This window comes from Neorhizobium fuzhouense (genome assembly GCF_042611105.1).
Lineage (GTDB): Bacteria > Pseudomonadota > Alphaproteobacteria > Rhizobiales > Rhizobiaceae > Neorhizobium > Neorhizobium galegae_A.
The window spans coordinates 86454-111288 of record NZ_JBHFFP010000010.1 but is presented as its reverse complement, the minus strand read 5'-3'; the positions used below and the strand labels follow the sequence as shown (position 1 = coordinate 111288).

The 24835-nt window shown below is 62.5% G+C and carries 22 protein-coding genes; 5 read left to right on the top strand and 17 right to left on the bottom strand.

Translation table 11 applies throughout. The annotated features are described in order from the left end of the window. Positions 1–146 precede the first annotated feature (146 nt). From ACEXP3_RS17745 to ACEXP3_RS17710, 8 genes are all read right to left on the bottom strand, one after another. The gene (locus ACEXP3_RS17745; RefSeq protein ID WP_210103554.1) at positions 147–710 is read right to left on the bottom strand and encodes a transglycosylase SLT domain-containing protein; all 564 of its coding nucleotides are present in this window, start codon (positions 708–710) and stop codon (positions 147–149) included. Next, positions 652–2097 (bottom strand): flagellar hook-length control protein FliK, encoded by a 1446-nt coding sequence (gene fliK, locus ACEXP3_RS17740; protein ID WP_377298452.1) that lies wholly within the window; start codon positions 2095–2097, stop codon positions 652–654. Before fliK ends, ACEXP3_RS17745 begins: the two co-directional genes overlap by 59 nt. A gap of 3 nt (positions 2098–2100) precedes the next feature. After that, positions 2101–3351 (bottom strand): chemotaxis protein MotC, encoded by a 1251-nt coding sequence (gene motC / locus ACEXP3_RS17735; RefSeq protein ID WP_377298451.1) that lies wholly within the window; start codon positions 3349–3351, stop codon positions 2101–2103. A 23-nt stretch (positions 3352–3374) separates the two neighbouring features. Beyond that, the gene (locus ACEXP3_RS17730; RefSeq protein ID WP_377298450.1) at positions 3375–4724 is read right to left on the bottom strand and encodes a MotB family protein; all 1350 of its coding nucleotides are present in this window, start codon (positions 4722–4724) and stop codon (positions 3375–3377) included. Continuing rightward, positions 4721–5359, bottom strand: coding sequence for a hypothetical protein (locus ACEXP3_RS17725; protein ID WP_377298449.1), 639 nt, complete (start codon positions 5357–5359; stop codon positions 4721–4723). The genes ACEXP3_RS17730 and ACEXP3_RS17725 overlap by 4 nt, the downstream gene beginning before the upstream one ends. A 241-nt stretch (positions 5360–5600) precedes the next feature. Beyond that, the gene (locus ACEXP3_RS17720) at positions 5601–6569 is read right to left on the bottom strand and encodes a flagellin N-terminal helical domain-containing protein (protein WP_210103559.1); all 969 of its coding nucleotides are present in this window, start codon (positions 6567–6569) and stop codon (positions 5601–5603) included. A gap of 291 nt (positions 6570–6860) precedes the next feature. Continuing rightward, positions 6861–7796, bottom strand: coding sequence for a flagellin N-terminal helical domain-containing protein (locus ACEXP3_RS17715; RefSeq protein ID WP_210103560.1), 936 nt, complete (start codon positions 7794–7796; stop codon positions 6861–6863). A 315-nt stretch (positions 7797–8111) separates the two neighbouring features. After that, positions 8112–9047, bottom strand: a complete 936-nt coding sequence (locus ACEXP3_RS17710; protein ID WP_377298448.1) for a flagellin N-terminal helical domain-containing protein — start codon at positions 9045–9047, stop codon at positions 8112–8114. Between the two features lie 317 nt (positions 9048–9364). On the opposite strand from ACEXP3_RS17710, the gene ACEXP3_RS17705 reads away from it, so the two are divergent. Continuing rightward, positions 9365–11284 (top strand): O-linked N-acetylglucosamine transferase, SPINDLY family protein, encoded by a 1920-nt coding sequence (locus ACEXP3_RS17705; RefSeq protein WP_377298447.1) that lies wholly within the window; start codon positions 9365–9367, stop codon positions 11282–11284. Between the two features lie 204 nt (positions 11285–11488). On the opposite strand, the gene ACEXP3_RS17700 is transcribed toward ACEXP3_RS17705, so the two are convergent. Beyond that, positions 11489–12691, bottom strand: coding sequence for a glycosyltransferase family 2 protein (locus ACEXP3_RS17700; RefSeq protein ID WP_210103563.1), 1203 nt, complete (start codon positions 12689–12691; stop codon positions 11489–11491). Positions 12692–13022: 331 nt separating this feature from the next. On the opposite strand from ACEXP3_RS17700, the gene ACEXP3_RS17695 reads away from it, so the two are divergent. Further along, positions 13023–14138 (top strand): DUF707 domain-containing protein, encoded by a 1116-nt coding sequence (locus tag ACEXP3_RS17695; RefSeq protein WP_377298446.1) that lies wholly within the window; start codon positions 13023–13025, stop codon positions 14136–14138. A gap of 153 nt (positions 14139–14291) precedes the next feature. Here the strand turns inward: ACEXP3_RS17695 and ACEXP3_RS17690 are convergent, their stop codons facing one another. The 3 genes from ACEXP3_RS17690 to ACEXP3_RS17680 are packed head-to-tail and all read right to left on the bottom strand — an operon-like array spanning position 14292 to position 17363. Then, positions 14292–15038: a hypothetical protein gene (locus ACEXP3_RS17690; RefSeq protein WP_377298445.1), complete on the bottom strand. Its 747-nt coding sequence runs from the start codon at positions 15036–15038 to the stop codon at positions 14292–14294. Positions 15039–15056: 18 nt separating this feature from the next. Next, positions 15057–15776 carry a hypothetical protein gene (locus tag ACEXP3_RS17685; protein WP_377298444.1) on the bottom strand — a complete coding sequence of 240 codons (720 nt, stop codon included), beginning with the start codon at positions 15774–15776 and terminating at the stop codon, positions 15057–15059. Then, entirely contained in the window at positions 15777–17363 is a 1587-nt protein-coding gene (locus tag ACEXP3_RS17680) for a hypothetical protein (protein WP_377298443.1), read from the bottom strand. It abuts the gene before it with no gap. A 286-nt stretch (positions 17364–17649) separates the two neighbouring features. Between ACEXP3_RS17680 and ACEXP3_RS17675 the strand changes: the two genes are divergently transcribed. After that, positions 17650–19434, top strand: a complete 1785-nt coding sequence (locus tag ACEXP3_RS17675) for a glycosyltransferase (protein WP_377298442.1) — start codon at positions 17650–17652, stop codon at positions 19432–19434. A 168-nt stretch (positions 19435–19602) separates the two neighbouring features. Here the strand turns inward: ACEXP3_RS17675 and ACEXP3_RS17670 are convergent, their stop codons facing one another. After that, entirely contained in the window at positions 19603–20856 is a 1254-nt protein-coding gene (locus ACEXP3_RS17670) for a hypothetical protein (protein WP_377298441.1), read from the bottom strand. A 181-nt stretch (positions 20857–21037) separates the two neighbouring features. Here ACEXP3_RS17670 and ACEXP3_RS17665 point away from each other — a divergent pair, with 181 nt between their 5' ends. Further along, entirely contained in the window at positions 21038–22033 is a 996-nt protein-coding gene (locus ACEXP3_RS17665) for a glycosyltransferase family 2 protein (protein ID WP_377298440.1), read from the top strand. A gap of 17 nt (positions 22034–22050) precedes the next feature. Continuing rightward, positions 22051–22233, top strand: a complete 183-nt coding sequence (locus ACEXP3_RS17660; RefSeq protein WP_377298439.1) for a hypothetical protein — start codon at positions 22051–22053, stop codon at positions 22231–22233. A gap of 13 nt (positions 22234–22246) precedes the next feature. Here the strand turns inward: ACEXP3_RS17660 and fliP are convergent, their stop codons facing one another. The 4 genes from fliP to ACEXP3_RS17640 all read right to left on the bottom strand — a co-directional run bounded on the left by fliP (position 22247) and on the right by ACEXP3_RS17640 (position 24830). Next, on the bottom strand, positions 22247–22984 hold the full coding sequence (gene fliP / locus ACEXP3_RS17655; protein WP_210103572.1) for a flagellar type III secretion system pore protein FliP: 738 nt from the start codon (positions 22982–22984) through the stop codon (positions 22247–22249). After that, complete coding sequence (locus tag ACEXP3_RS17650) at positions 22981–23499, bottom strand: flagellar basal body-associated FliL family protein (RefSeq protein ID WP_210103573.1); 519 nt, start codon at positions 23497–23499, stop codon at positions 22981–22983. Before ACEXP3_RS17650 ends, fliP begins: the two co-directional genes overlap by 4 nt. Before the next feature lie 69 nt (positions 23500–23568). Beyond that, the gene (gene flgH / locus ACEXP3_RS17645) at positions 23569–24279 is read right to left on the bottom strand and encodes a flagellar basal body L-ring protein FlgH (protein WP_210103574.1); all 711 of its coding nucleotides are present in this window, start codon (positions 24277–24279) and stop codon (positions 23569–23571) included. After that, complete coding sequence (locus ACEXP3_RS17640; protein ID WP_377298438.1) at positions 24276–24830, bottom strand: MotE family protein; 555 nt, start codon at positions 24828–24830, stop codon at positions 24276–24278. The genes flgH and ACEXP3_RS17640 overlap by 4 nt, the downstream gene beginning before the upstream one ends. Between the last annotated feature and the right edge of the window lie 5 nt (positions 24831–24835).

Here is a 24835-nt window from a genome sequence, read left to right as displayed (position 1 = left end):
TGGTTTGCCGTGTGGAAAAACACAATTCGCCGGTGGAAAAGTTAACGTCACATAAAGTTGCGCTTGCCCTGCCTCGTTTTGGTCCAACTCACGGCAGGAATCGGTCAGCGTTCTTTTTGATCGGCGATATCAATTCAAGGTTGTACTCAACCGCAAAATTGCGACGCCGTCGGCGTCCATTTTCCGTAGCCGGTGGCCACCAGATTGGCGATGACACGGCAGACATATTGCTTCTGGGCCGGATCATTGTTGGGGCCGGCATGGTAGCGGGCTACCGCCATGGTCCAGGTCTCGTGCCGGTCATGGAGATTGCGCAGGAATTTTGCCGCATATTCCACGTTGGTTTTCGGGTCGAACATGGCCCGCATGGAGGCAAAATTCTCGCCGTGGAAGTGATGGTTGATCTGCATGCAGCCGATGTCGATGAGCACCTTGCCCTCGCCGCGCGCCGCCTTGAAGGCTTCAAAGGCGGCCATCGGCGTTTCTGGAAACAGCGCCTTGCCCTCGATATTCAGCGCCCAGGGGTAAAGGCTGCCCTTGCGGCCGGTCTCGGTGAGACCGACCGAATAGAGGATGCCCTCGGGAATACCGTATTTGGCTGCAGCCGCCTGGATTTCCGTCTCACAGGCGCCAGGAGAGACGGCAAGCGCCTCAGAGGTAAAGAAGGTCAGGCCGAGCGCGGTCAGCGCCAGTATCCGTCTGAGGGTCATTCTCGATCATTCCTGAAGTGCTGCTGCCCGGCTGGCCGGACGACTGGGCCTGCTGGTCGCGGCCTGAGCCGCCCTCGCGGCCGGGGCCGGAACCGGCCGCCTGCTGGCCAAGATCCTGGGGCTGTGCCGATACGTCCGTCGCAGCGGCCGGCGCCACCGTGACCGTCACCTGGTCGACGGAGAAGCCTTGGGCGCGCAGCGCGTCGAGGATGCCGCTCGTATCCTGCGTCAGCTGTTTGTGGGCTGCCCGGTTCTCCACCGTCAGCTGGACATTCAGCGTGTCGCCGACGAGCTTCAGCGTCGCCGTGACGGTGCCGAGATCGATCGGCGTCATCTGCAGCTTCAGCGTATTGACGACATTGCCGGTGCTCGTCTGCGAGGCCGCGTTGGAAAGTGCCGATCCGGGCTGCATGGCGCTTGCCCATTCCGGATCACCCGACATTGCTGCCGTGAGCGCTGCCCCGTTGATCGACTGGCCAAAGCCGAGGAACCGGCGGGAATCGAGTACCGAGATGGTTTCGGCGGCGCCATTGGAGGCGGCCTTCGTCTCGAACGTGGCAGTGCCGTCCCGGCCCGTGCCGATCACCATGTCCATGCTGGCGCCCTTGCCGCGCGCCGAGGCAAAGCGGAAGGTCCGCTCGTCCATGGCAGCGCCGGAGGCACCGTCATCGTTCGGCAGGACAACCTTCTGGCCTTCGCCGGAAAGGGCCGACAGCGCATCCGACTTTGCCGTGGCAGCCGCCACGCGCTCGCCCTTGCCGTCTTCGCCCGCACGCGTGCCCTTTATCGCGGCACCGGCCTGGCGAAGCGCTGTCAGAGCTTCGCCTGCGCCACCCGTCGTGCCGGGGCCCGCCAGAAGCGTCAGCATCGAGGCGAGCGTCTCGCCGGTCGAGGCTTTACCCTCGCCTTGCGTCTCTTGCGCCCCGGCTGCGTCGTCACGCGCGTCGCTTGCCGTTTTCTCAAGATCCTTCAGGCTCTTTCCGCCATGGGCCGTCTTGCCGGAAGCTGTCGCTTCGCCGGTTGCCTTGCCCTGCGTCTCGCCCGTGTCGGCGGATGCCTTTTCGGCGTCGATCGACGTGCGCAGTCTGGACTGCAGGGTTTCGCCGGCGCCCGCCGGCAGGCGCGAGCGGGCAAGCGCTGCGGGGCCGAGGTCCAGTCGCGATTTGGCCGCCCCCTGCTCCTCACCCGCGGTCTCGCCGTCCGCAGGATGTGCGGAATTTTCCTCACCGCCGGCGCGCGCGCTTGGCTGGCGCCCACCCTGATCCAGACTGTCCAGCGCCGAGCCGAAGCCGCCTTCGGCGCCCTCCCCCCGGCCGCTGCCGGACGTTTTGGACGCAGATGCGGCATCGACGGCCGGAGCCCTCGCAGAAACGTCAACAGCAACCATGCTTCAATTCTCCCCCTTCAACAGGTCGTCGATGGCATCAAGCGTCGAACGGCCCCTGTCGACATAGGTCTGGAAAGCTGGATCGAGCTTCGGAGCGCTGCCCGGCGTCTTGCCCGGTGCTGCGGCCTTTCCGGCCCGTTCATCGCCGGAGACGGCGGAAACGGTCTCCCCGCTGATGTCGTTTTGAATATTAGCGTCTTCGTCTTGTCTGAAGCTTTCGGCAACAGGCGGGCGCAGAACCTCTTCGGCCACCCGCTGGGCAGCAGCGCGCAGTGCCTTGTCCTGGGGGCTCAGCCTGGCGTCCGGAATATCGGCAAGCGCCTTGGAAGCGTCCTCCACCTTGCCGTTCGGAAGCTTGGCAGCGCCGCTGTAAAGACCGGCCACGGCGCGATCTCCCTCGGAAATGGCGACGCCACGGGCGCCCGCCTCGCCGGACGCGAACTGCGCAAGCTTTGCCTTGCCATCGATGGTCGCCTGGCGCGCAATGCGCAGGTAGATCTCGCGGGCCCGGTCGTCATCCATCCGCTCCAGCGCGTTCCGGACATCCTCGTCCGACAGCGCGCCGTAATGGGACACGACGAGGCGCACGAACAGATCGGCGAACTGGCTGGCATAGGGTGAAAAGACGAATCGGCGCGCATACTGGCGCGAATAGGTCAGCGCCTTGTCCACCATGCCCAGTTCGACGGTAATAGCGATGGAGCGGCGCAAAGCCGCCTCCTCGATAATCGTTCCCGGCGCCGTCAGCCGCGCCCAGTCGTAGAAGGCGAGCGCGTTTTGCGGGGTCTTCGTCACCGTGACATTGCCGGCAATCAGCGCCAGATAAGGACCGATCCGCTGGCCGCGATATTCCGGGACCATCTTTTCCATGCCACCGGCAATCATCGAGCCCTTGCCGGCCAGATATTTGCGCAGCGCATCGGCCACGCGCGTGTCGAAGTTGCCCCCCACATCCTTGGAGACCAGAAATTCCAGCGTCGCCGGATTGCCGCCGCTCATGGCATAGATCAGCACGGCATCGACATTGCGCGGGTCGTCAAAGACCGCCGGATCGGCGGTGCGCAGGGCTCGATCGATGGTCGAGAGCATGAAGCGCTGCATCTCGGCGGCCGAATGGTCGCCCATCACCACCGTATCCTGCAGGAACTGCAGGGAACGCAGCATCTGGTAGGGCTGAAGGCCATCGACCGCCTGCTGCGCCAGAGCGCCATGCGGCAGGCCTGCCAGAAGGAAGGCTGCCGCCAGACGTCTCATCGATGCCCCGTGCTTGCCCATGATCAGCCCTTGCCGTCCTGAAGCAGGATCTCGATGCGCCGGTTCTGGTCGGCCATCGGATCGTCAGGCACCTGCGGGCGCCGGTCTGCGAAGCCGGAAATCTGCTTGACGCGCGTCTCTTCAAGCCCGCCCTTGACCAGCATGAAATAGGCGCTGTGGGCGCGCGCCGCCGACAGGCGCCAGTTGTCGTTCTGCGGATCGCGGAAGGGCCGCGCGTCGGTATGGCCGCGGATCACCACCTCACCCGGCCGGCCTTTCAGCAGCCCACCGATCTTTTCCATCGCCAGCACCATTTCGCGGCGCGGCACGGCAGAGCCGAGATTGAACATCGGCGTCTGGCTCTGGTCCGACAGCGTCACCAGAACGCCGCCTTCGGCCGGTGTGACGATCAGTCCCTCGGCAAGCTTGCCGGAGACGCCGGCGATCTGGTTCTCGATGGCCTGGCGCAGCTCGTCGGCCTGCTTCTGCCGGTTGGCAGCGGTCGGCGCTTCGGCGCCCTTCTGGTCCGGCTGGAGCGTCGACGGATCGGGCCGCGGCTGGGGAATGGCCACGGCAAGCTGCGCTTCGGTGAGTTGCTGGGCTGTATCCGCACCGGCCTTCTGGGACGCGGCGGCGGATGATTTTGCCACCTGCGGCAGATCGTCGGGCACGGCCATGTCCGAGACGGTTGCACTGGATGCGGCAGGCGGCGGCGTCGACGGGGTCTCCTGCGGGGCGGCTTTCGCCTCCACGGTCGGCGCCTTTTCGGCCGGCGCCTTCTGCTGGCCGTCGGCGCGCGTCACCTGGATCTGCTTGGTCCAGAAATCCGGATCGAAGGGATCGCGGAAGGCCTCGCCGCCATCGGCGCCGGTGGCGGGACCGGAATTGCTGGCGCCGCCCTCGCCCTTGGCGCTGACATTGGCCTGCTGGCCGACTTCCTGGGCGATTTCAGCCAGAACCGAATAGGGGTTTTCGAAGAAATCGGCTTCCGAATAATTCGCCTCGTCGCCGGAGCGCGAGGTCTGGTCGTCGCCGGTTGCCGCGGCCGAGCCGATCTTGTCGGCGTCCGCCTTCACCTTCGAGCGCTCCTTCTTTTCCTGGCCCTCCGAGGTCTCGACGGGTTTCGACAGGCCCTTCTTGGCCGGCGTCTCGTCAGACAGCTTGATCGGGTTGAAATAGCTTGCGACCGAAGCCTTGGTTTCCTCGTTGGAGGCGTTGACCAGCCACATCACCAGGAAGAAGGCCATCATTGCGGTCATGAAGTCGGCATAGGCGATCTTCCAGGCGCCGCCATGGGCACCGCCATGACCGCCGCCATGCTTCTTGACGATGATGATTTCGTTCTTGCCGTGGTGGTGGTTCTGTTCACTCATCCCAACACCTTCTTCAGGCTGGCCGCCCAGGCGGACATGCGCGTCACAAGGACAGCCTCATCAATATCAACGGAAATATCGAGATCCGGCGCCTCGATATGGCGAAGCTGCGGAGCATCTTCGCCGAGCGCCTGTTTCAAAAGATTAAACATCGGCTCCGGGCCGTGGACGCAAAGGCTTGCGGCCGCATTTGCGCCAAGCGCCTGACGGATCATCAGCGCCAGGTCCTCGACGGCCTTTTGCGTGAGCACCTCGGTCATCACCGGCGCAAGCACCTGCGCCACCTGGTCACAAAGCACAAGCGACAGGGTTTCGACCGTGGTGCGGAAACTTATTTCGATACGGGCTGCCGCCTGTTCTTCAAGCTGAAGGCGAAGCGCGGCAATCTCGTCTGCATGGCGTGCGGCGCTTTCTGCGCGCTCGCTCTCCCAGAGCGCCATGATCTCGGCTCGGCCGGCCTCCTCGCCCTCGGCGCGTGCGATAGCCCTTTCCGCCTCCACGTCGACGGCAGGTTCGCTTGGGGCAGGATCGAAGGAAAACGGGCTGTCGTCCTCCTCTTCGATCAGGCTTGGCATCACCGGCACGCTCACCGGCGCGCCGAAATCCTTGAGATAGCGTGCAAGCGGCGCCGTCATGCGCGCGTCTCCGCGTGTCTGTGGAAGGATCGAAAATTCGCCAAGGCGATCATGACACTGTCCCGATTGAGTCCCGATGCACGAGGCCTGTCATAAGACAAAGAACGTGAATATATTGGGCGCGTGAATGTAGGGAAACTTTAGGCCGCCAAACTTGCGCGAGGATGAAGATGCCGGGCAACGACAGGCGGTCGCGACCCGGCACGGTGTTTTGACAAAGGCTGCTGCCGCGCCGGAACGCTTACTGTTTGAACAGCTGTAGAATGTTCTGGGCGTTGGTATTGGCAATCGACAGCGCCTGGATGCCGAGCTGCTGCTGCGTCTGCAACGCCTTGAGGCGGGTCGATTCCTCGTTCATGTCGGCATCCACCAGGCGCCCGACACCTTTGTCGATCACGTCGAGAAGGGTCGAGACGAACTCATCCTGCATGTTGATGCGGCTGGTGATGGCGCCGAGGGTGGCGGCCGAATCCGTCAGCTCCTGCATCATCGCCTCGACGGCCTTCAGCATGCCGGCCAGATCATCGCTCGTGGTCGTGTTGTCGAGGGAAATCTCAGCGCCGGTACCCATCAGGGTGGAACCGGCGTTCAGCAGGTAGTAATTGGCAACCGTCGTGCCAGCCGTGCCGTTCGGCTGGGTGACCGACCAGTCCTTGGTCAGCACGCCGCGACCGGCGCTGTGGGTATCGATCATGACCGAGCCGGCTGCGTCATAGGCAAGCGTCGTCAGCGACACGGCGCCGTCGGCCGCGCGGTTGAAAGAGGCGACGATGTTTTTCACCGATGCACCGGTGGTCGCGGTGTTGTACAGCCAGTTTTCGCCGGAGAACGAGGCCGATTCCGCAATCGAGGCCAGCTGGTTCTTCAGCTCGGTCAGTTCCTTGTTGATCTTCGTCTTGTCGACGCCGGGCTCGGATGCGGCGACGATCTTGCTCTTGATCTCGTCGACGACGGAGATCGCCGATTCAAGACCCGTATAGGCCGTGTCGGTCTTTGCAGCACCGAGGCCCAAGGCGTCCTGAACGGTGCCGAGCGCCTTGTTGTCGGAACGCATGGTGGTGGCAATCGACCAGTAGGCGGCATTGTCTGCTGCCGTTTCCACGCGGTAGCCGGATGAAATCCGGTTCTGCACCGTTTCCATGTCTTTGTTGATCGAACGAAGCGTCTGGAGCGCAGCCATTGCGCCGGTGTTGGTGATGATGCTGGTCATGGAGGAGTGCCCCTGGCGTTTCTAAAGGGACATACCGGAGGCTTGGCCGGTAACGCGCGATCAGCATCATGCTCGCTGCCTTGGCTTGCGGCCATCGGTCAGCTCGGCGTTCTTGAAGCGGGAGCGCTGGTGCGGGAAAGGCACGCAACGCCCGTGTCTTGACGCCTATTAGAGATGTCGAAACCTGTGCGAGGCTGGATTGGGCGGCCCAGAACGCAAAAAGGCCGCGCGAGGGGCGCGGCCTTGATGAAAGCTTTGAAAGGATCCTGAAGGCTCCTTTGACGTCCGGTCTTACTTGAAGAGCGACAGGATGTTCTGCGAGCTGGAGTTGGCGATCGAAAGCGCCTGGATGCCGAGCTGCTGCTGCGTCTGGAGTGCCTTGAGGCGGGTCGACTCTTCGTTCATGTCGGCGTCGACCAGCTTGCCGATGCCCTTGTCGAACGAGTCTCGCAGATCGGCGACGAAGGTGGTCTGCATGTCGATGCGGCTGTTCAGAGCGCCGACGTCAGCGGCCGCATCCGTCATACCCTGGAGAACCTTGTCGACAGCCTTCAGGGCTTCCGTGAGGTCGTCGGTGGTAACGTCGAGCGTCAGAACCGAGAAGCTCGTCGTTGCGGTCGAGCCGGATGCGTTCGTGTACTCGATGTTCGAGGACAGAAGGCCCTTGCCGACGGAGGTGACGTAGGAGCCGGAGGAGTCGACTTCGATCAGCGAGGAGTTGGACGTGTCATACTGCAGCGTCGTCAGGCTGACATTGCCGGAATTGTCGCGGTTGAACGAACCGACGATCGACTGCGTGCCGGTGCCGGCAGACGCGGTGTGGTAGACCCAGTTTTCGCCGGAGAACGAAGCCGACTTGGAGATCGACAGGAGCTGGTCCTGCAGCTGGTCGATTTCCTTCTGGATCTTGGCCTTGTCAACGCCAGGCTCCGAAGCCGCGGTGATCTTCGCCTTGATTTCGTCCACGACCTTGATCGAGGATTCAAGCGCCGTATAGGCGACATCGGTGGTGGCAGCGCCAAGGCCCAGCGCATCCTGAACGGTGCCGAGGGCCTTGTTGTCGGAGCGCATCGTGGTCGCAATCGACCAGTAGGCGGCGTTGTCGGCAGCGTTTTCGATCTTGTAACCCGAGGAGATACGGTTCTGCGTCGTATCCATGTCGCTGTTGATCGAACGGAGAGTGGAGAGAGCTGCAAGTGCAGCTGTGTTGGTCAGAATGCTCGTCATTTGAAAGTGCCCCTATGTGCGGACGAAAAAATCAGGGACATTCCGGTTTCTCTCCGGCAAGGGGTGATACGCTTCATGCTCGTCTCAGCTTTTCCGTGAAAGCGTGACGCACCGCTTGAGTGACTTCAGTTAACCTTACTGTGGTTAACGAAGCGTAAAGCGGATCGGTTAAATCCATTAATCCGTCAGTACATTATCAACCATAGCCGCAAGGCGGAGATATTTTGAAGTGCAAACGCGCCGGCTTCAAACGCAAATCGCGCCCCTTTGCGGGGCGCGATCCGGTTTCGACGATCCTTGTTAAGCGACGAGCGATTAACGGAAGAGCGACAGGATGTTCTGCGAGCTGGAATTGGCGATCGAAAGCGCCTGGATGCCGAGCTGCTGCTGCGTCTGGAGTGCCTTGAGGCGGGTCGACTCTTCGTTCATGTCGGCGTCAACCAGCTTGCCAACGCCCTTGTCGAAGGAGTCCTTCAGGTCGGCGACGAAGGTGGTCTGCATGTCGATGCGGCTGTTCAGAGCGCCGACGTCTGCTGCTGCATCCGTCATGTCCTGAAGAACCTTGTCGACAGCCTTCAGGGCTTCCGTCAGGTCAGCGCTGCTGACGTCGAGGGTGAGAACCGAGAAGCTCGTCGTTGCGGTCGAGCCGGAGGCGTTCGTGTACTCGATGTTGGAGGACAGGAGGCCCTTGCCGACGGAGGTGACGTAGGAGCCGGAGGAGTCGACTTCGACCAGCGAGGAGTTGGCCGTGTCGTATTCCAGCGTCGTCAGGCTGACATTGCCGGAATTGTCGCGGTTGAACGAACCGACGATCGACTGCGTACCGGCGCCGGCAGACGCGGTGTGGTAGACCCAGTTCTGGCCTGAGAAGGAAGCCGACTTGGAGATCGAAACCAGCTGGTCCTGCAGCTGCTTGATTTCCTTCTGGATCTTGTCCTTGTCAACGCCCGGCTCGGAAGCCGCCGTGACCTTTGCCTTGATTTCGTCCACGACCTTGATCGAGGATTCAAGCGCCGTGTAGGCGACATCGGTGGTGGCAGCGCCAAGGCCAAGAGCATCCTGAACGGTGCCGAGGGCCTTCGTGTCCGAACGCATCGTGGTCGCAATCGACCAGTAGGCAGCGTTGTCGGCAGCGGTTTCGACCTTGTAGCCCGACGAGATGCGGTTCTGCGTGGATTCCATGTCGCTGTTGATCGAGCGCAGGGTCGCCAGTGCAGCTGTTGCACCGTTATTCGTGAGAATGCTGGTCATGGTTAAATCTAGTCCCTTGTTTGACGGTATACTGTTGGGGGACATACCGGGCTATGAGTACCGGTGATGACGTCTGGCTTCATGCCCACTCGGTTCCGGATCTTCTGGAAAACCAAACCCGTCATGTGAGGATGACAGTCGCAGACAATCATTGCAGATGTCTTAAGTGGCTATGGACAATTGCAGCTATCGCGGCATTGATTCGTCAACTGTGAGCCCCACCGGTTTCAGGCAAGCTTGGCTCTTTAGGAACGGTAAACCGAGCGTGGATCCTTCGCGTCCGCGATCAATGATCGGCAACCCAATCCGGAGCCTGGATGTTGAGCCCGCAGACCCTGTTTTCCGATGCTTCCAAGAGCTTTCACCGTGGCCACTTCACCGAGGCGCTGACCTCGCTGAACAAGCTTCTGGACCACTCCAAGGATGCCAAGACCTATTCGCTTCTGGCCCGCACGCTTGTCGCGCTCGGCTTTCGCGAGGACGCCGCGCGCACCTATGTGCTGGCCGCAGAACTCGGTGGCTCGCGCGCCGAGGACCATTATGCCGAGGCCATGAAAATCTATTTCGATCTCGGCCACGACGACCTTGCCTTGAGCCTTGGTCGCCCGCTCCTGCAGCGTGCCCAGAAGGACCCGGAGCTTGCCTTCATCATCACCTCGCTGTTCATGAAGCGCGGCGAAAAGGACATGGTGCGGGTCTTCCTGCCGGCCCTGTCGATGAGCGAGAATTCGCAGCACAACAGCCTCGCCTTCCTGCTTCTGACCGGGACGCCGGAAAACGACCGCGACCGCGAGTCGGTCGCCAATCTCCTGTCGCGCATGCCCAACAGCCTGATCCTGATCATGGCGCATCTGGTGGCGCAGCGCGAGGTCAACAACTATGTCGAGATGGAGCGCCTGCAGCCGCGGCTGGAGCGCATCGCCAGCAATGATCGCCGGCTTCTGGGCGTGGAGACGCCCTTCTACAACCTGCATTGGCTGACCGACGAGGCGATGAACAAGCTCGTCAGCCACAAGGCGGACGCCTTTCCGGCAAGCCACCCGCAGGAGCGGCTGACCATGCCCCACATCTGGGGCCAGAAGATCCGCATCGGCTACCTGTCGTCGGACTTCTGGAGCCAGCATGCGACGATGAAGCTGTTTCGCGCCGTTCTTGCCGCCCATGATCCAGACCGCTTCGAGGTGACGCTGTTCTGCTACACCGACCCCATGCACCTGGAGCACGACACCGGCCGCGAAAACTGGGGCCGCATCGTCAATGTGCGGGACCTGAGCTATCCGGCGACCGCCCAGGTCATCCGCGACCACAATATCGATATCCTCGTCGAGATGAAGGGCCACACCCGCGGCGGCCGGCCGGGCATCCTCAACTTCAAGGCAGCGCCGGTGCAGGTCGCCTGGCTCGGCTTTCCCGGCACGACGGTCAATATCGACCTCGACTACATCATCGGCGACCATTACGTGCTGCCGGATGCCTCCAAGCCGCATTACTGGGAAAAGTTCTGCCGCCTGCCGGAAACCTACCAGCCGAACGACCCCTATGAGCGGCCGCGCCGCGACCTGTTTACCCGCGCCGATGCCAATCTGCCGGACGATGCCTTCGTCTTCGGCTCGTTCAACGCGACGCGCAAGATCTCGCTTGCCAATATCAACCTGTGGATCAAGCTGCTCAAGGCGACGCCGAAGAGCGTGCTGTGGATCATGTGCAAGTCGAACGACAGCCGCGACAACATCCTGCGCAAGCTGACGACGGCCGGGATCGAGACCAGGCGCATCGTCTTCACCAAGGTCGTTTCCTACGAGGAGCATCTGGCGCGCCTGTCGCTCGCCGATGTCGGCCTCGACACCTATCCCTATAACGGCCACACCACCACCTCCGAGCAGCTGTGGGCCGGCCTTCCGGTGCTGACGATGAAGGGCCAGCACTTTGCCTCGCGCGTCTCGGAAAGCCTGCTCAACGCCATCGGCGTGCCGGAACTGATCGCCAAGGATGAGGCCGATTACCTGAAGCGCGCCGTGGAGCTTTACGAAAACCCGCAGGAGGTGAAGGCACTGCGGGCACGGCTGGAGGAGAACCGGCTGGTGAAGCCGCTCTTCGATGCCGAACGCTTCTGCCGTCACCTCGAAACCGCCTATGAGATGATGGCCGATCGCGCCCGCCAGAAGCTTGCGCCGGACCATCTGGACGTGCCGGCCCTTCCGCCCCGCACCGCACCTTTCCTCATCGAGGGGGCATGAGACTGTAACCGGGTGGGCCTGCCACCGCCCTTCCCTCCTTGTAAAGCTCTCCGGCCTGCGCCGGGGAGCTTTTTTCGTTGCGGCTCCCTCATCCGTTTTGACAGGCAAGGAACCGTCGGGCCCAAAAAAAAGGCACCGCCGGCGGGCGATGCCATGTGTCATGTCCTGGGAGAAGAGGACCGCCTGGCTGCGGCCCCAAAAATGTCAGGCAAACTGCGCCATGTAGTGGCGCAGCTCGAACACGCCGTCACCGGCCGGCGCCTGGGCTGCAAATTCCGGCTGCATCACCAGCCAGGATTGCGGGCCCTGATGGCTTGGCGACGGCTGGCGCACGATGTTCGGCTTCAGCGCGTCGGGGATCATCTGCAGCGCCTCGTTGGTGATGATCGGATCGACCACGACGGGCCCGCCGCTGTAGCCGGAGGCTTCCGTCAGTGCCGTGACGATCGCCGCCAGCGTGCAGATCTGGTCATAGGCCTCCTTCGTGGCCGGCGACGGATGATAGGCCGACATGCGGTGATACATGATGTAGGCTTCCGGCCAGTTGCGGAACACCATGTGCAGGCGCAGCGCCACCGATTTGCGCACCAGCATGAACTGCACGAAGCGCTCGTGGAAGTTCAGGCGTTCGGCATTGCTGAGGCGGCTGGAGATCTTGGCATGGGAGGCGAGATATTCGAGCCCGCCGAGATAGGTATCCCACTGGAACATGCATTCCTTCTTGCCCTGCTGCACGTCACCATCGGCGGCAACCCCCGTCACGCGCGCAAAGGGCGCCGGCAGGAACAGCACGTCCGCCTTGCCGAGCGCGCGCGTCGTAAAAAGGAAGGCCCAGAAGATGAAGGGCGCCAGGCTCGAGATCGTCTGGTCAAGGATCTCGCGGCGGATGATGAGGAATTCCGGGAAGACATGATGCGTCAACAGGAAATCCAGCATCTGCTGGTGCTGGTCCTTGGCGAAGCGCGTCGGGCCTGGAATGTAATAGAAGGGCTGCATGTCGGTGCCGCCGGTCTTTTCGTTGACCAGCATCCACGGCGCCTGGATCATGCCTAGCGCCGGATCGGCCTCCAGCATGGCGAGATATTCGGCCACCTTTTCCGGGATCAGCAGGTCGTCATCGCCGAGGAACAGCGCGTATTTTCCGCGCGCCCGCTGCATGGCGAAGGCATAGTTGCTGAGGAAGCCGGAATTCTTCACCCGCCGGTGGTGGGAAATTTCCGGGATGCCGGCAAGCTGTTCCAGATATTCGTTCGTCCCGTCGGTGGAGCGGTCATCGACGATAACCATTTCGAACGGAATGCCCATCCGGCGAAAGGCCTCCAGGTGGAATTTGACATTGCGTTCCAGCATCGGCCGGCGGTTGTAGGTGGGAACGCAGATCGACAGAAGCGGGTTGTGCTTGAGCATGAACATCTCCTCGTAACCGTGGCGGACGTCTCGGCACGGTATTCTGAGCACCAGCCCTTACGCCCCGTTGCTTTCGCGAGGCTGATGATGCGCCGGCATTCGCCGATACCCTGACCGGTCCAGCCCTGGGCAAGCTTGAAGGCGCAGGATCGTCTTCTGATCTGCGGCCTCTCGTGCCGCATGCCATCCGTGACCTCTTCCAGGGATGATTGGGGGCGGCAGGGCTGGAACAGCCTCAAGGCAGGGCCGGCATCTTCCGGGCACGGCGCCCGGATACCGGTTCTCCCGTACAACACGCCACGGCGGCACGGCCGGGCTAGAAGGAGACACCATGACCATAGCCGCCGGCCCGCTCGCCACCGCTTCGGCATCCGACAACTGGGGCAAGGCGCCCGCTTTTTCCGAAGAGGGACTGACCGGCAGCTTCTGGCGCCTGAGCAGCCTCGACACCGGCGATATCAGCCCCTTCCTGGTGCTGGCGCCGGAAGGCCGCGTCGGCAATTTCTTCGATCCGGCGGTGGAATACTGGCACGTCTTCGATGGCCATCTGTGCTTCGTCAACGCGGATGGGCAACCGTCGGCCATCTTTACCGCCGCCCAGACCGAGGACGGCCGGATCGTGGCGCTTGGCGGGCGCGGCACCATCGGCAACACCAATGCGCTGTTCATCCTGACGGCAACGGAGCATCCGCAGCACCCGATCAACGCCACGCCGAAGGGCATGCCGCGCCGGGCGCAGTTCCTGGTCGCAGCCCCGAAGCCCCGCCGGCCGAACCTCGTGGTCGTGCCCGCAGGCTCGGGCTCGCTGCACGGCCAGTGGCAGGAAGGCATCGCCGACAACAAGCGCAACTGGGATATCTGCGTCGGTTACTACGGCACCGAGCGTCCCTTCCTGCCGGCTGCCGTCGAGTATCTCGCGCATCTGCCGCAGAAGCGGAAGTTCAAGCTGATCTACGATCTGTTCTACGAGGACAGCCCGCTCTGGGGCTATGACCGCATATGGCTGCCGGACGACGACCTGCTGATCAGCGGCGAGGACATCAATCGCATGTTCCATCTCAGCCGCCGGCACGAGCTGGACCTGTGCCAGCCGGCGCTGTCGACCGGCGAAGGAAGCCACCCCACCCATCCGATCACCTTCCAGAAGCCCGGCGGCGGCGTGCGCCACGAGCCCTTCATCGAGATCATGTGCCCGCTGTTTTCCCGCCGGGCGCTGAAGATCTGCATCGAAAGCTTCCGCGATTCCGAAAGCGGCTACGGTCTCGATCATCTCTGGCCGAGCTTCCTCGGACGCCCGGAAAGCCGCATGGCAATCCTCGACCAGTTCGGCGTCAAGCATACCCGCCCGATCGCCACAAACTACAATCTCGGCGTCGCCCTTGCCGAACAGCAGGCCGTCTTTGCCACCTACGGCTTCCGGCTGAGCCCCATCCCGGGCGTGCTCTGAACGGTCGGGACAGGCCCGGGGCCGAAGGCTCCGGGTCCATCCTCAAGGCAGGCATTCTCCTCAAAACGAGACACGGAAACATCAAAGGGGCGGCCCGATGTGCCGCCCCTTTGATGTTTTGACGCGATGGTCAGACAATTGCTGCCCGGCTTGTCAGCTCGCCTCGCGCAAAAGCACGCTGTCGACCAGATGGCCGCCGAAGCCGAGATGGCGGGTGAAGGCGCGGATTTCCTCCGTCGTGCCGTGGCGGAAGAAGAAGTGTTCGGCGCTCATGTCGAGCGGCCGGCGACGGCCGTGGGGCAAGGGCGAAAGGACAAGGTTCATGCCGCGCGCGGCAACCGCGCACTTCACCTCCGGGCTCAGCGACTTGTCGCCGGCGGCAATCCGGCAATAGGCGGCGATGAAATCGGGAATGATCGCGCTGCGAAAGATCATGATGCCGGTCTGCAGCGGCTGGGGCGTGCCGCGCCCGTCCGGCGCGATGATATCGGCATCCGGAAAGGCTGCGATCTGCCGCTCGATGATATCGCGGCCATAAAACAGCGATCCCTGCTCGATGAGCACCGTATAGTCCGAGCCATTGGCAAAGCCATACATCAGGCCGGACAGAAGCGCCTTCGACCAGCCGCTGAGATGGCTCACCCCCTGCACCGCATGGCCGAAATTTTGCTTGAGCCGCATGATGCTGATGCGCGGATCATCTGGAATGGCGGGCATGACGGGCGAGGCGGAATCAATGATCAGGATGCTTTCCGGCGCGGTAAACGCCTTTATGCAGTGGTACCAGAGGTCAAAGCATTCCGCCGAGCGGACGAATTCGTCGCCGCGCGTGGCATAGGTGCGGGTCTTGTGGTCGGCATACCAGCCGGTGACGACGCTATAGGACAATCCGTTCATCATCGCAGGGGCTCCCAAGGCTCAGGCCTTCTTCTGGATCGCAACCATCTTCGTCTGCCAGCTGTCGATGCCGCCGCGATTGTTGCGGTGGATGAAGACATGCTGGATCTGGCTCGCGACGGCGGCAAGGTAATCGGGATGGGCAAAGGGAATGTCGAAACGGCCGGTCTCGACAAAATCCTCGAATACCTTCGCGCTTTTGTGGCACGGCGGCAGATCCGTCTCGAAGGGCGGCTGCCAGTGGAAATCCTCGATGACGTAAAAGCCGCCGGGCTTGACCTTGTGGAACAGCTTCAGGAAGGCGAACTGCTGGTGAAAGGAGGCATGCGAACCGTCGTCGATCAGCAGCTTGAGGTCCGGCAGGTTCCCGGCAAGCCGGTCGAGATCCTCGCCATGGCCGAGATCCCCCCGGAAGAAGCGGAAACGGTCGAGATGGATATGGCTGAAGTCGGAGAGGTCGAAGCCGAAAATCTCGGCTTTCGGGAAATAATCGAGCCAGGTGCGGATCGACGGCACGTCGGAACCGACGCGATCCTTCGAGGCACCGGCTTCGACGCCACCGCGCTGCAGGCCGATTTCCAGCATGGAAAAGGCCTCGTGGCGAAAGCTTTCGAACAGGAAGGAATAGAAGACCGCGTAATTGTGCGCATGCCCCGTGCGCGTTCCCTTGTCGGTCTGGAAATGATCGGCGAGTTCCACCAGTTCCATCGGCCGTTTCTCCTTGTAATGAGCGTCTGACATTCAGTTGCAGCCGATCTGGGCGCGCACGCGCACTTCCTCGTCCATGTGGCCCTTGCCGTAGAGGTCCCGCAGGGATTGCTGGCGCGACAGGCTCTGGTAGAGCGCCAGCGCCACCGCCGAAATGGAGGCCTGATCGAGCTGCAGCACATGATTGAGATCGAAATTCTCCATCAGCGAGACGGCGAGCGCAAAGGTCTCCTTCTGCGCCTTGACGGCTGCATGGTCGCGCGGCCCGCGCTCGTCCTCGGCAAGCACCGGCACGGCAAAGCCGTCGATCATGCGCACATCGCGCACCATGCCGTGGTCGGAATAATTCGACATTTCCAGGATCGTGTTGAACACGTCCGGCGCGTCCGCCCGGATCAGCGCGTGGAAGACGCAGGCATCCGGCGTCTGCGACAGTTCTTCGTAAGCCTTTGCCGACGGAAGCTTGTGCAGGAAAAAGACCGGCACCTTCGATAGACCCAGGCGCTCGGCGAGATGCGACAGCGACCAGCCGGTGCCGCAGAGATCGACGACGATGCTGTCCTCGCCGATGCGGTCGCGCGCATAAGCGAGATAGCTTTCCGAGGGCTGCATCTTGGCAAGCCGGCTCGTGTAGAAATACTCCGCCTTGCAGGTGACGCCCATGCGGCGTGCGACCTCTTCGAAGAGAGGCACCCACATGTCGCAATCGCGGCTGGAAAACAGCACCCGCCGGCAGCCGCGCTGGCGCACGAGATTGGCAAGCTCGATGCTCGCCATCAGCATCAGCGGAAAATTGAGATTGGCCTGGATCATCTGGACCATCCGGATGGACTTGTCGTCGGACCAGGTGCGCAGGCGCGCTTCGCGGCAGAGTTCAGCAAGCTGGCGCAGGCCGAGATTGATCAGCACGCCTTCGATCGCCGTCGGCTTGTCGAGCCGCGTCAGCCGGGCGGCGATCTGGAAGGAGGCCGGCATCTTCACATCGGAATGTTCGTTGTCGCCGAGATGCTCCTCGACCCGCAGGTTTTGCGCAATCTGCGGCCAGATCCGGCCGGTCTTCTTGCCGTCATTGCTGACTACCAGCCCAACCCGGGCGGACAGACCGGCGCGATCGAGCAGGCTGCGGATATGGGTTGCGCCCAGATACATGTCGGAGATCAGCACGTCGCCATGGCGCACGCGCGCCATGTTTTCGGCAATCGGGATCACCTGCTCTTTCTCGACATCCACTTCCAGCGCCTTGACGGCGGCAAGCTTGAGCGGTTCGACGGAAAGAAGGTTCGCCAGTTCGGCGTAAATGACGTCGAGATCGTGCGGGCCTGCCAGCACATTAGCCTCCGCCTTGCGGCGCGCGGCCGCAAAGCCCTTGAGGCCGGAGCGTTCCTCGATGAGCGCAAAAATGCCGGCGGGCTCGATGCAGCGCCTGGCAATCAGGGTGTCGAACACATCGAAGGTACGCACCAGCGGGCGTGTCTCGGCGGGTGCTGCAGCTTCGACAGGCCCGGCGGAGGGTGCCGCGCCGGCCTTTTCAAGCAGCGAGGCGCCCGGCGTCGCGGTCTCGCCATGGGCACCGATCAGATAAAGCGTGTCATCGGTCTGCGGGCGCGGTTGAAATGTCACGGCAAGTCTCCGGGATTACGGCAGGGATCCGTGGAGCGGCCCTTCCGGGCGATCAAAGCTCCACCAACATCGGCCCGGCATAGCCCCTCCAGCTTGTGCCAGGCTGGCAGGGATACAAGCAGGGGCAGGCCCCCAACGGCCCGCCCCTGCCGCCTGCTCTCCAGCCTGGCGAAAGCTAGAAACCCTAGAACCGGTTGAGATAACGGACCGTGCTGCCCTGGCCCCAAGGCCAGCCGCCACCGTCTCCAGACACGATTTCTCCAACCGCACCGATAGTGGACGCTTCATGATCCAGAAAAAGAAATTGGGCATTCTGATCGAGGTCGACAGCTTCATCGGCGATATTGCCCGACACCTGTCAGATACCTACGAGATCATGGCCGTGAGCCCCCGCAACATGCAGGACATCGACAAGGTCGTGCAATGGGCGGATGTCGTGTGGTTCGAATTCTGCAACGAGCTTTTCCTGCAGGCGCTGAACCAGAACATTCGCGCCATGGGCAAGCGGGTGATCGTGCGCTGGCACCGGTTCGAAATCGTCGAATCGTCCTTCCCGCAGCGGCTGCGCTTCGACTATATCGACGACCTGATCCTCGTCTCGCACGACATGCTGCGCGTTCTGAAGAACCGCGTGCCGACGCTTGAAACGAAGACGCGCACCCATGTTCTGTGGAACGGCCTGAACCTTGACAAGTTCAAGCCGATCGCCACGCTGGACCGCACCAAGATCGCCTGGGTGGCAAAACCCTTCCTGCGCAAGAACCAGCCGATGTTCCTGCAGATCATGCATGAACTGGTAAAGGCCGATCCCTCCTACACACTGCATGTGGCCGGCGCGCAGGAGGAATTCGTCACGATGCCCTATCTCAAGCGCACCACCGAAAAGCTGGGCCTGACGCAGCACGTGCATTTTTACGGCTGGCAGCAGAACATGCCCGCCTTTCTGGCCGACAAGGGCGTGATCCTCTCCACCTCGATCCATGAAAGCTTCGGCTACAATATCGCGGAAGCCATGGCGGTCGGCGCGCTGCCGGTGGTACACGATTATCCCGGCGCCGAGGAGTTCTGGCCGGACGCAATCCGCTTCTCGTCGATTGCCGAGGCCGTACAGCTGATCCGCAGCGGCAAGACGCATCAGTGGATCGATTACGTGACGGAGAAGTTTCCGCTGTCCAAGCAGCTGCAGGAACTGGATGCGATCCTGTCGCCGCCGGTTCAGGTGGTGGAAAGCGTGCCGCTTGCGCCGCAGCAGCCCTGGGAAACGTCAGTGTCTCCTTACCTTATCGGACCGGATGCAGGCGTGCCGGCACCAGTTGCGGCAAAGCCGGTGCAGCATGTACCGCTTGCGATCACGGCGCCGGTCGTGGAAACGCCACGGCCCGCCCAGCAGCCCGCGCAAGCACCTCTGGTGTTCGATTCCTCCCGTTACTGGGAGGAACGGTATCGCAGCGGCGGCAATTCCGGGCCCGGCTCCTATGACATCCTGGCCCGCTACAAGGCGGTGGTGCTCAACTTCTTCACCCGTCAGCGCAAGCTGAAATCCATTGCGGAAATGGGCTCCGGCGACGGCAACCAGCTGCAATATTTCGATTTCCCGCTCTATACCGGTTTTGACGTGTCGCGCACCGCCATCGAGCGCACCAAGGGGATGTATGCCTCAAAGCCCGGCTATGATTTCATCTGGATGGATGATCCGTCGCTCGACTGGGAATTGCACGAAGACAATTACGATTGCGCGCTCTCGCTCGATGTCCTCTACCATCTGGTCGACGACCGGGTGTTCGAGGCCTATCTGGACCGGCTGTTTACCCTGTCCAGCCGCTATGTGGTGATCTATGCGTCCAATTTCGGTGCGGCCGACAAGCGGGGGGCAAGCCATGTGCGCCACCGCAAGTTTACCGATTTCATCGACCGCCGCTACCCGCAATGGACATTGAAGAAGGTCATCGAGAACCCCTACAAGTTCAAGCTACAGACGGAAGCCGATTTCTTCGTCTATGCGCAGGACGAGGCCGAAGACATGAGCTTCCTCGATGCGATCCGGCAGGCGGAGCTAATGGCTCAGCGCTGACACGCAACGATTGTCTGACATAAAAGAGGGGGATGGCAGCCTTGCCATCCCCCTCTTTCGTTTGTCCGCGGGTGGCTCGTCAAACGGCGCGCCTCAGACGATCAGGCGCCCGCACACCGCGCCCCTCAAAGGCAAAGCGGTGACGGCACGACGATCGGAAAGGGGTGGTCAGAAGCGGTAGAGGGTGGCGGCGAGCCGTGTCCAGCCGGCGCTGGCGTCAGGGGCAACAGGGCCAGACGCTGCCCCTGCGCCGGCCACGAAGGCGCAAAGCGCATCCCGCAGCCCTTGCGGCGTTCGGGCATCATAGGCAAGCCCCGACATCTCTGCGGGAGCATGACCTTGCGGGGCCAGAACCACTGTGGCGAAACTTGCAGCCAGCGCCAGATCGGCGGAGGAGAATGTCTCGCGCGGAGGAATGAGAATTGCGTCGGCGGCCTTCAGCAGCCATTGGTGGCGCGCGCCCTCGCCAAGCGGCATGACAAGCGGTGACAGGGAGGGGGCGACGTCATCGGCCTTCAGCGATACAGGCAGAAGCCGAACCGGCAGGCCGGATGCAGCAACCTCGCGCACGGCGCCGGTGACCGCATGCCACCCGCTTTCGTCCACGCCATCGGCCAGCATCAGGACAAGCCGTATCTCTGCCTCGAGGCCGAGCTTGCGACGGGCGGTTTCGCTCGTCACATGGCTGGGGACAAGCCCCGCATGGCCGGGATGCGCGACGACGGCCACCTTGCCGGCGGCCATTGGAAACCGGGCTTCGAGCTCAAGGCGATGGGCATCGGCATGCACATGGATGCGATCGACGCCGTTGGTGATCAACCCTTTTGCCATTTCGTGAGCGAAACCGCCAAACGGCCCCTTTGCTCCCGGCAGAGATGCGACAGTCCATACGACATGGCCGCCCAGCTGGCGAAAGATCTTCAGTTTATGGATGAGGCCATCCGCCATGGCTTCCGCGTGGCGCAGGTCGGCAGCCTGGCGCAAACAAGCCTCGGCGTCGCAGAGATGCACGACCAGGCTTTGCCCCGGCGAACGCTGCTTTACCCGTGCAAGCGCATCCTCCATCGTTCCGGCACAAAAGGCGCCGGGCTCGGCAAACACCCCCTCCAGCATGGCTGCGTCATGCGGATGGGCGCCGACCAGCACCACCTTCATTCCATCGAGCGCCGGAAGCGGCGCCTGACCTGCGGCAGCTAGGGAGGGGAGAGGCAGCGGCCGGTCGGACAAGGCGTGAGGCAGCAAGTCCAGAAGCTGGATCTGCTGCTGGCGCAGCACCTGCAGCGCCCGCACCGCTTCCACCTGAAACTCGCTCAGCATCTGCTGCTGCTCGGCGACATCCTCGACGCGCCGGCGCAGCTGTTCGGCAAGCGGCATCCGGCCTGCGGCGAACGATCCGGACCGATGATCCTGCTGCTGCTGCATGTTCGCTTCTCCTGCCAAGCTCTCCGCAAGGGTCGCGTGCGTGCGCATGGCCCTTTCGAACCTTATCGGCATTCAGCCTTGCCCCGGCCTTTCGGGCGGGCGGCCCCTGTGACAGCCCTGCGCAAGTTTTGCAGGCTAGCAATGACCGCTGGAAGCAAGCGCCATCATCTGCGGAGGCTGAATGTCGGTAACAAGCGTGATCATCCCGGCCTACAATGCCTGCCAGAAGCTCGATCGTGCGCTGCAATCGGTGCTGTCGAACGACAGCGTGCTGGAGGTCATTGTCGTCGATGATTGCTCCACCGACTCAACCTCCGACGTGGTCTCGGCATGGACGATGCGCACGCCGCGCGTGCGGCTCGTGCGCCAGCCGGCGAACGGCGGCGCGGGTGCTGCGCGCACCGCCGGCCTGCAGGCGTCGCGTGGCCGCTATCTCTATTTTCTCGACGCGGACGACCTGCTGCTGCCGGGCGCCATCGACACGGCAACGGAGGCCATTGCGCAAACGGGCGCCGATGTGGTCGCCTTCCGCTACGGGCTGGTGGAAGACGCGATGTCGCCCGTGCACCCGATGCAACCGATCGATACCAATATCTGGTCCGCACTGTGCGGCGCATCGCCCTTGCGCGTCCTGGGCCTCGATGAGGGCGGGCGCATCCTCACCACCGTCAACTATCCGTGGAACAAGATCATCGATGCCGCGCACTACAAGGCAAACGGCCTCTATTTCTCAAACACCCGCGTGCATAACGATGTCTATGCGCACTGGCACATCTATCTCAATGCCCGCAGGATCGGCCTCCTGAACCGCCATCTGATCAACCACGTGGGCGCGCCGGGCAATGCGCAACTCTCCAACAATTTCACCCGCCAGCGCTTCGACATTTTCCAGGCACTCGACGAGGTGGAAGCGCTGTTTGCCGCGCGCCCGGACGTGCGGGCACGCCATTACGTCTGGTTCCTTGCCTTCAAGCTCGACATTCTCAACTGGATCTCGTGGAACCTGCAGCCGGAACTCCACCCGGAGTTCATCCGGCGGATCGAACAGAACCTCGCAGGCTATGGCGATCAGGATTATCTCGCCGCTTATCTGCAGGACAAGCAGACGGCTGTCCTTTCGCTCTACCTGCGCCATAACGCAGGCAGTGTCCTTGCCCCGCCGCGCCAGGCGGCCTGACCGGAGATTTTGAGGATATGACACAACAGGAAGACGGTCACGCCCGCGAGATGGAGCCTGCCCTGCGAAAGGCCATCGCGGATCTGGACGAGATCGCGGCCGGGCAGCAGACGCTGATCGACATCCATGTCGAAACCACCCGTTTGCTGCAGAACATGATGGACGTCCAGCGACAGGCACTTGCCCGGCTTACCGGCTAAAGACCGCGCGCGCTCAGTTGAACGAGCGCACCAGGCTTCCGACCAAGAGGTTCCAGCCGTCGATCAGCACGAAGAACAGGATCTTGAAGGGCAGCGAGATGGAGGTGGGCGGCAGCATCATCATGCCCATAGCCATGGTGATGGCGGCAACGACCATGTCGATGACGAGGAAGGGCAGCACGATCAGGAAACCGATCTCGAAGCCGCGGCGGATTTCCGACAGCATGAAGGCCGGCACCAGCACGCGGTAATCAATAAGGTCCGCCGTGCCGACCGACTGGCCGCGCTCGCGGGCGATATCGACGAAGAGCGACAGGTCCTTGTCGCGCGTATTGGCGCTCATGAAGGTGCGGAAGGGCTCGGCAATCCGCTGGACCGCTTCCGCCTCGTTGATCTGGTTCTGCAGAAGCGGCTGCACGCCCTCGCTCCAGGCCCGATCGAAGGTCGGCGACATGACGTAGAAGGTCATGAACAGCGACATCGAGATCAGGACGAGGTTGGAGGGAGCCGTGGCAAGCCCCATGCCGGTGCGCAGGATCGAAAAGGCGATGATGAAGCGCGGAAAGCTCGTCACCATCACGAGAATGCCCGGCGCGATGGAGAGCACCGTCAGGAGGCCGAAGGTGCGGATGATCCACGCAGCCGCAGACCCGTCGATCGGCAGGTTCAGGAGGTCGGTCGGCGATTGCTGGGCCAGTGCAAGGCCCGGTATCGCCAAGAAGGCGATCAGCAGCGAGATCAGTCGAATCATTCGATCACGAAGGTCCTAAACATCACTCTGGATACTTTGCCTTGCGAACGCAGGTCAACACGTTCCTGAATGTCGTCCTTAAGATATTGAAAGCCGCGCGGCCCCTCGATCTGCTGCAGCGAAACGGTGCGCATGAAGGCCAGAATATCCTGGTGAATGTCTTCCGCCATGGCAAGTTCAGGCGGGCCGTTGAAGGCAAGCGCCACCTCCAGCCGGATCCAGCTGTCGGAAGGATAAGCAAGGTTGGTGGTGATCGGCTCGAGCTGCACCACGCCGGCTGCCGGTGTCGCGATATGCGGCAGGCCCGCGTCCTTCTTCTCGCCATGGCCGCCTGCCGCCGGGGCGGCAGCTGCGGCCGCCGCGGGCTTTTCGGCCACCGGCGCTTTCGGCGCAATGAGGCCGCCCAGCACCCAGCCACCGCCGGCACCGACCAGCGTCACGATGGCGACGCCGGCGATGGTCATCACCATCGAGCCCTTCTTTTTCTCCGGGGCGCCTTCGACTGCCTCTTCCATGGTCTTTGTCCTTTTGCGTGCCCCCGCAGGCGATGTGCCTTGACGGGGCCACCAGTTCCTCGAAACGGCTCAGAAGGGCGAGAACAGATCGACGACCTGCTGGCCGACCGGCGGCTGCTGCATTTCCATCAGGCGGCCACGGCCACCGTAGGAAATGCGGGCCTCGGCGATCTTGTCATAGGAGATGGTGTTCTTGGCGTTGACATCCTGCGGCCGCACGATACCGGCGACGTTGAGGATGCGGATCTCGTGGTTGACGCGCACTTCCTGCGAGCCGGAAATCAGCAGGTTGCCGTTTTCGAGAACGCCGGTGACGACGGCGGCCACCAGCAGGTTCAGCTTTTCGGAGCGCTTGGTCGAGCCCTTGCCCTTGCTGGACGAATCGGAATCGCTGCTCATGTCGCCATCGGTGGAGGGCGTGAAACCCAGAATATTGGCCGCAACGCCCCATTTGAGGCTCGTTCCGTTGGTGCGGCTGCGGTCGGTTTCATTGTCGAAATCGGCCTTGTCGTTGATCTGGATGTCGACGGTCATGATGTCGCCGACATTGAGCGCGCGCGCATCCTTGAAGAGCGCTGCCTGGCTGTCGCTCCACAGCGAATAGCCGCTTGCCCGCTGGTGCGGCTGCTTGGGATAGAGCGACATCTGCGGCGTCTGGGCATAGTTGAGGCCACTGCCGATCGGGCTCATGGACGGCGCATTGCCGATTTCCTTGACGGTCTGGCTCTGGCAGCCGGCTAGCAGGAGAACGGCCAGCAGGGCGGGTGCGCGCTTGGTCATGAACGGTCCTTCGAAGTATTGGGGTCTGACGCGCTGGACAGGATGGAGGAAATCAGGCCGGCCTTCTTTGGATCCATTTCGCTGAGGATCAGGCCCGACTGGCGCGCCGGCAGTTTCATGATGATGGCGGCAGCAACGCCCGGCTCCATCGCCTCAAGCCGCGGCGCAGCGGCATCGGCCTTCATCGTCTTGTAGATGTCGACCAGACCGGCCTGGGCGCTGGCGAGGAAATCGTTGCGGCGCTTCAGCCAATCCTCGTATTCCGCCTTGCGGGTTTCCAGGACGACGATGCGTTCGTCGACACCCGATTTCAGCTTGTCCAGCTCCTGCTTCTGCAGGAGATAGCGCTGGTCGCGGGCGCTGTCGGCGATATTGGTGCAGAACTTTTCGATGTCCTGGCCGGTGGTCGTCGGAAACTGCGCGCCATTCTGCGGCGCCGCCGTCTGCTGCGCATTCACCGGCGGAACCAAAAGCAACAGGGCGCAGGTCGCCAGAAGCTTGGGTGCAAGTCCAAGCGGCCGGACGCGGAGGGGAAACATGGATACCGTCATCTGCT

Bases quoted from the DNA above. Each gene is read 5' to 3' on its own strand.
- ACEXP3_RS17745 (WP_210103554.1), bottom strand. From the start codon at position 710: ATGACCCTCAGACGGATACTGGCGCTGACCGCGCTCGGCCTGACCTTC.
- motC (WP_377298451.1), bottom strand. From the start codon at position 3,351: ATGAGACGTCTGGCGGCAGCCTTCCTTCTGGCAGGCCTGCCGCATGGC.
- flgH (WP_210103574.1), bottom strand. From the start codon at position 24,279: ATGACCAAGCGCGCACCCGCCCTGCTGGCCGTTCTCCTGCTAGCCGGC.
- ACEXP3_RS17725 (WP_377298449.1), bottom strand. From the start codon at position 5,359: ATGACGGCGCCGCTTGCACGCTATCTCAAGGATTTCGGCGCGCCGGTG.
- fliK (WP_377298452.1), bottom strand. From the start codon at position 2,097: ATGGTTGCTGTTGACGTTTCTGCGAGGGCTCCGGCCGTCGATGCCGCA.
- ACEXP3_RS17665 (WP_377298440.1), top strand. From the start codon at position 21,038: ATGTCGGTAACAAGCGTGATCATCCCGGCCTACAATGCCTGCCAGAAG.
- ACEXP3_RS17685 (WP_377298444.1), bottom strand. From the start codon at position 15,776: ATGTCAGACGCTCATTACAAGGAGAAACGGCCGATGGAACTGGTGGAA.
- ACEXP3_RS17650 (WP_210103573.1), bottom strand. From the start codon at position 23,499: ATGGAAGAGGCAGTCGAAGGCGCCCCGGAGAAAAAGAAGGGCTCGATG.
- ACEXP3_RS17700 (WP_210103563.1), bottom strand. From the start codon at position 12,691: ATGCTCAAGCACAACCCGCTTCTGTCGATCTGCGTTCCCACCTACAAC.
- ACEXP3_RS17670 (WP_377298441.1), bottom strand. From the start codon at position 20,856: ATGCAGCAGCAGCAGGATCATCGGTCCGGATCGTTCGCCGCAGGCCGG.
- ACEXP3_RS17705 (WP_377298447.1), top strand. From the start codon at position 9,365: ATGTTGAGCCCGCAGACCCTGTTTTCCGATGCTTCCAAGAGCTTTCAC.
- ACEXP3_RS17675 (WP_377298442.1), top strand. From the start codon at position 17,650: ATGATCCAGAAAAAGAAATTGGGCATTCTGATCGAGGTCGACAGCTTC.
- ACEXP3_RS17730 (WP_377298450.1), bottom strand. From the start codon at position 4,724: ATGAGTGAACAGAACCACCACCACGGCAAGAACGAAATCATCATCGTC.
- ACEXP3_RS17660 (WP_377298439.1), top strand. From the start codon at position 22,051: ATGACACAACAGGAAGACGGTCACGCCCGCGAGATGGAGCCTGCCCTG.
- ACEXP3_RS17690 (WP_377298445.1), bottom strand. From the start codon at position 15,038: ATGATGAACGGATTGTCCTATAGCGTCGTCACCGGCTGGTATGCCGAC.
- ACEXP3_RS17695 (WP_377298446.1), top strand. From the start codon at position 13,023: ATGACCATAGCCGCCGGCCCGCTCGCCACCGCTTCGGCATCCGACAAC.
- ACEXP3_RS17715 (WP_210103560.1), bottom strand. From the start codon at position 7,796: ATGACGAGCATTCTGACCAACACAGCTGCACTTGCAGCTCTCTCCACT.
- fliP (WP_210103572.1), bottom strand. From the start codon at position 22,984: ATGATTCGACTGATCTCGCTGCTGATCGCCTTCTTGGCGATACCGGGC.
- ACEXP3_RS17720 (WP_210103559.1), bottom strand. From the start codon at position 6,569: ATGACCAGCATCATCACCAACACCGGCGCAATGGCTGCGCTCCAGACG.
- ACEXP3_RS17710 (WP_377298448.1), bottom strand. From the start codon at position 9,047: ATGACCAGCATTCTCACGAATAACGGTGCAACAGCTGCACTGGCGACC.
- ACEXP3_RS17640 (WP_377298438.1), bottom strand. From the start codon at position 24,830: ATGACGGTATCCATGTTTCCCCTCCGCGTCCGGCCGCTTGGACTTGCA.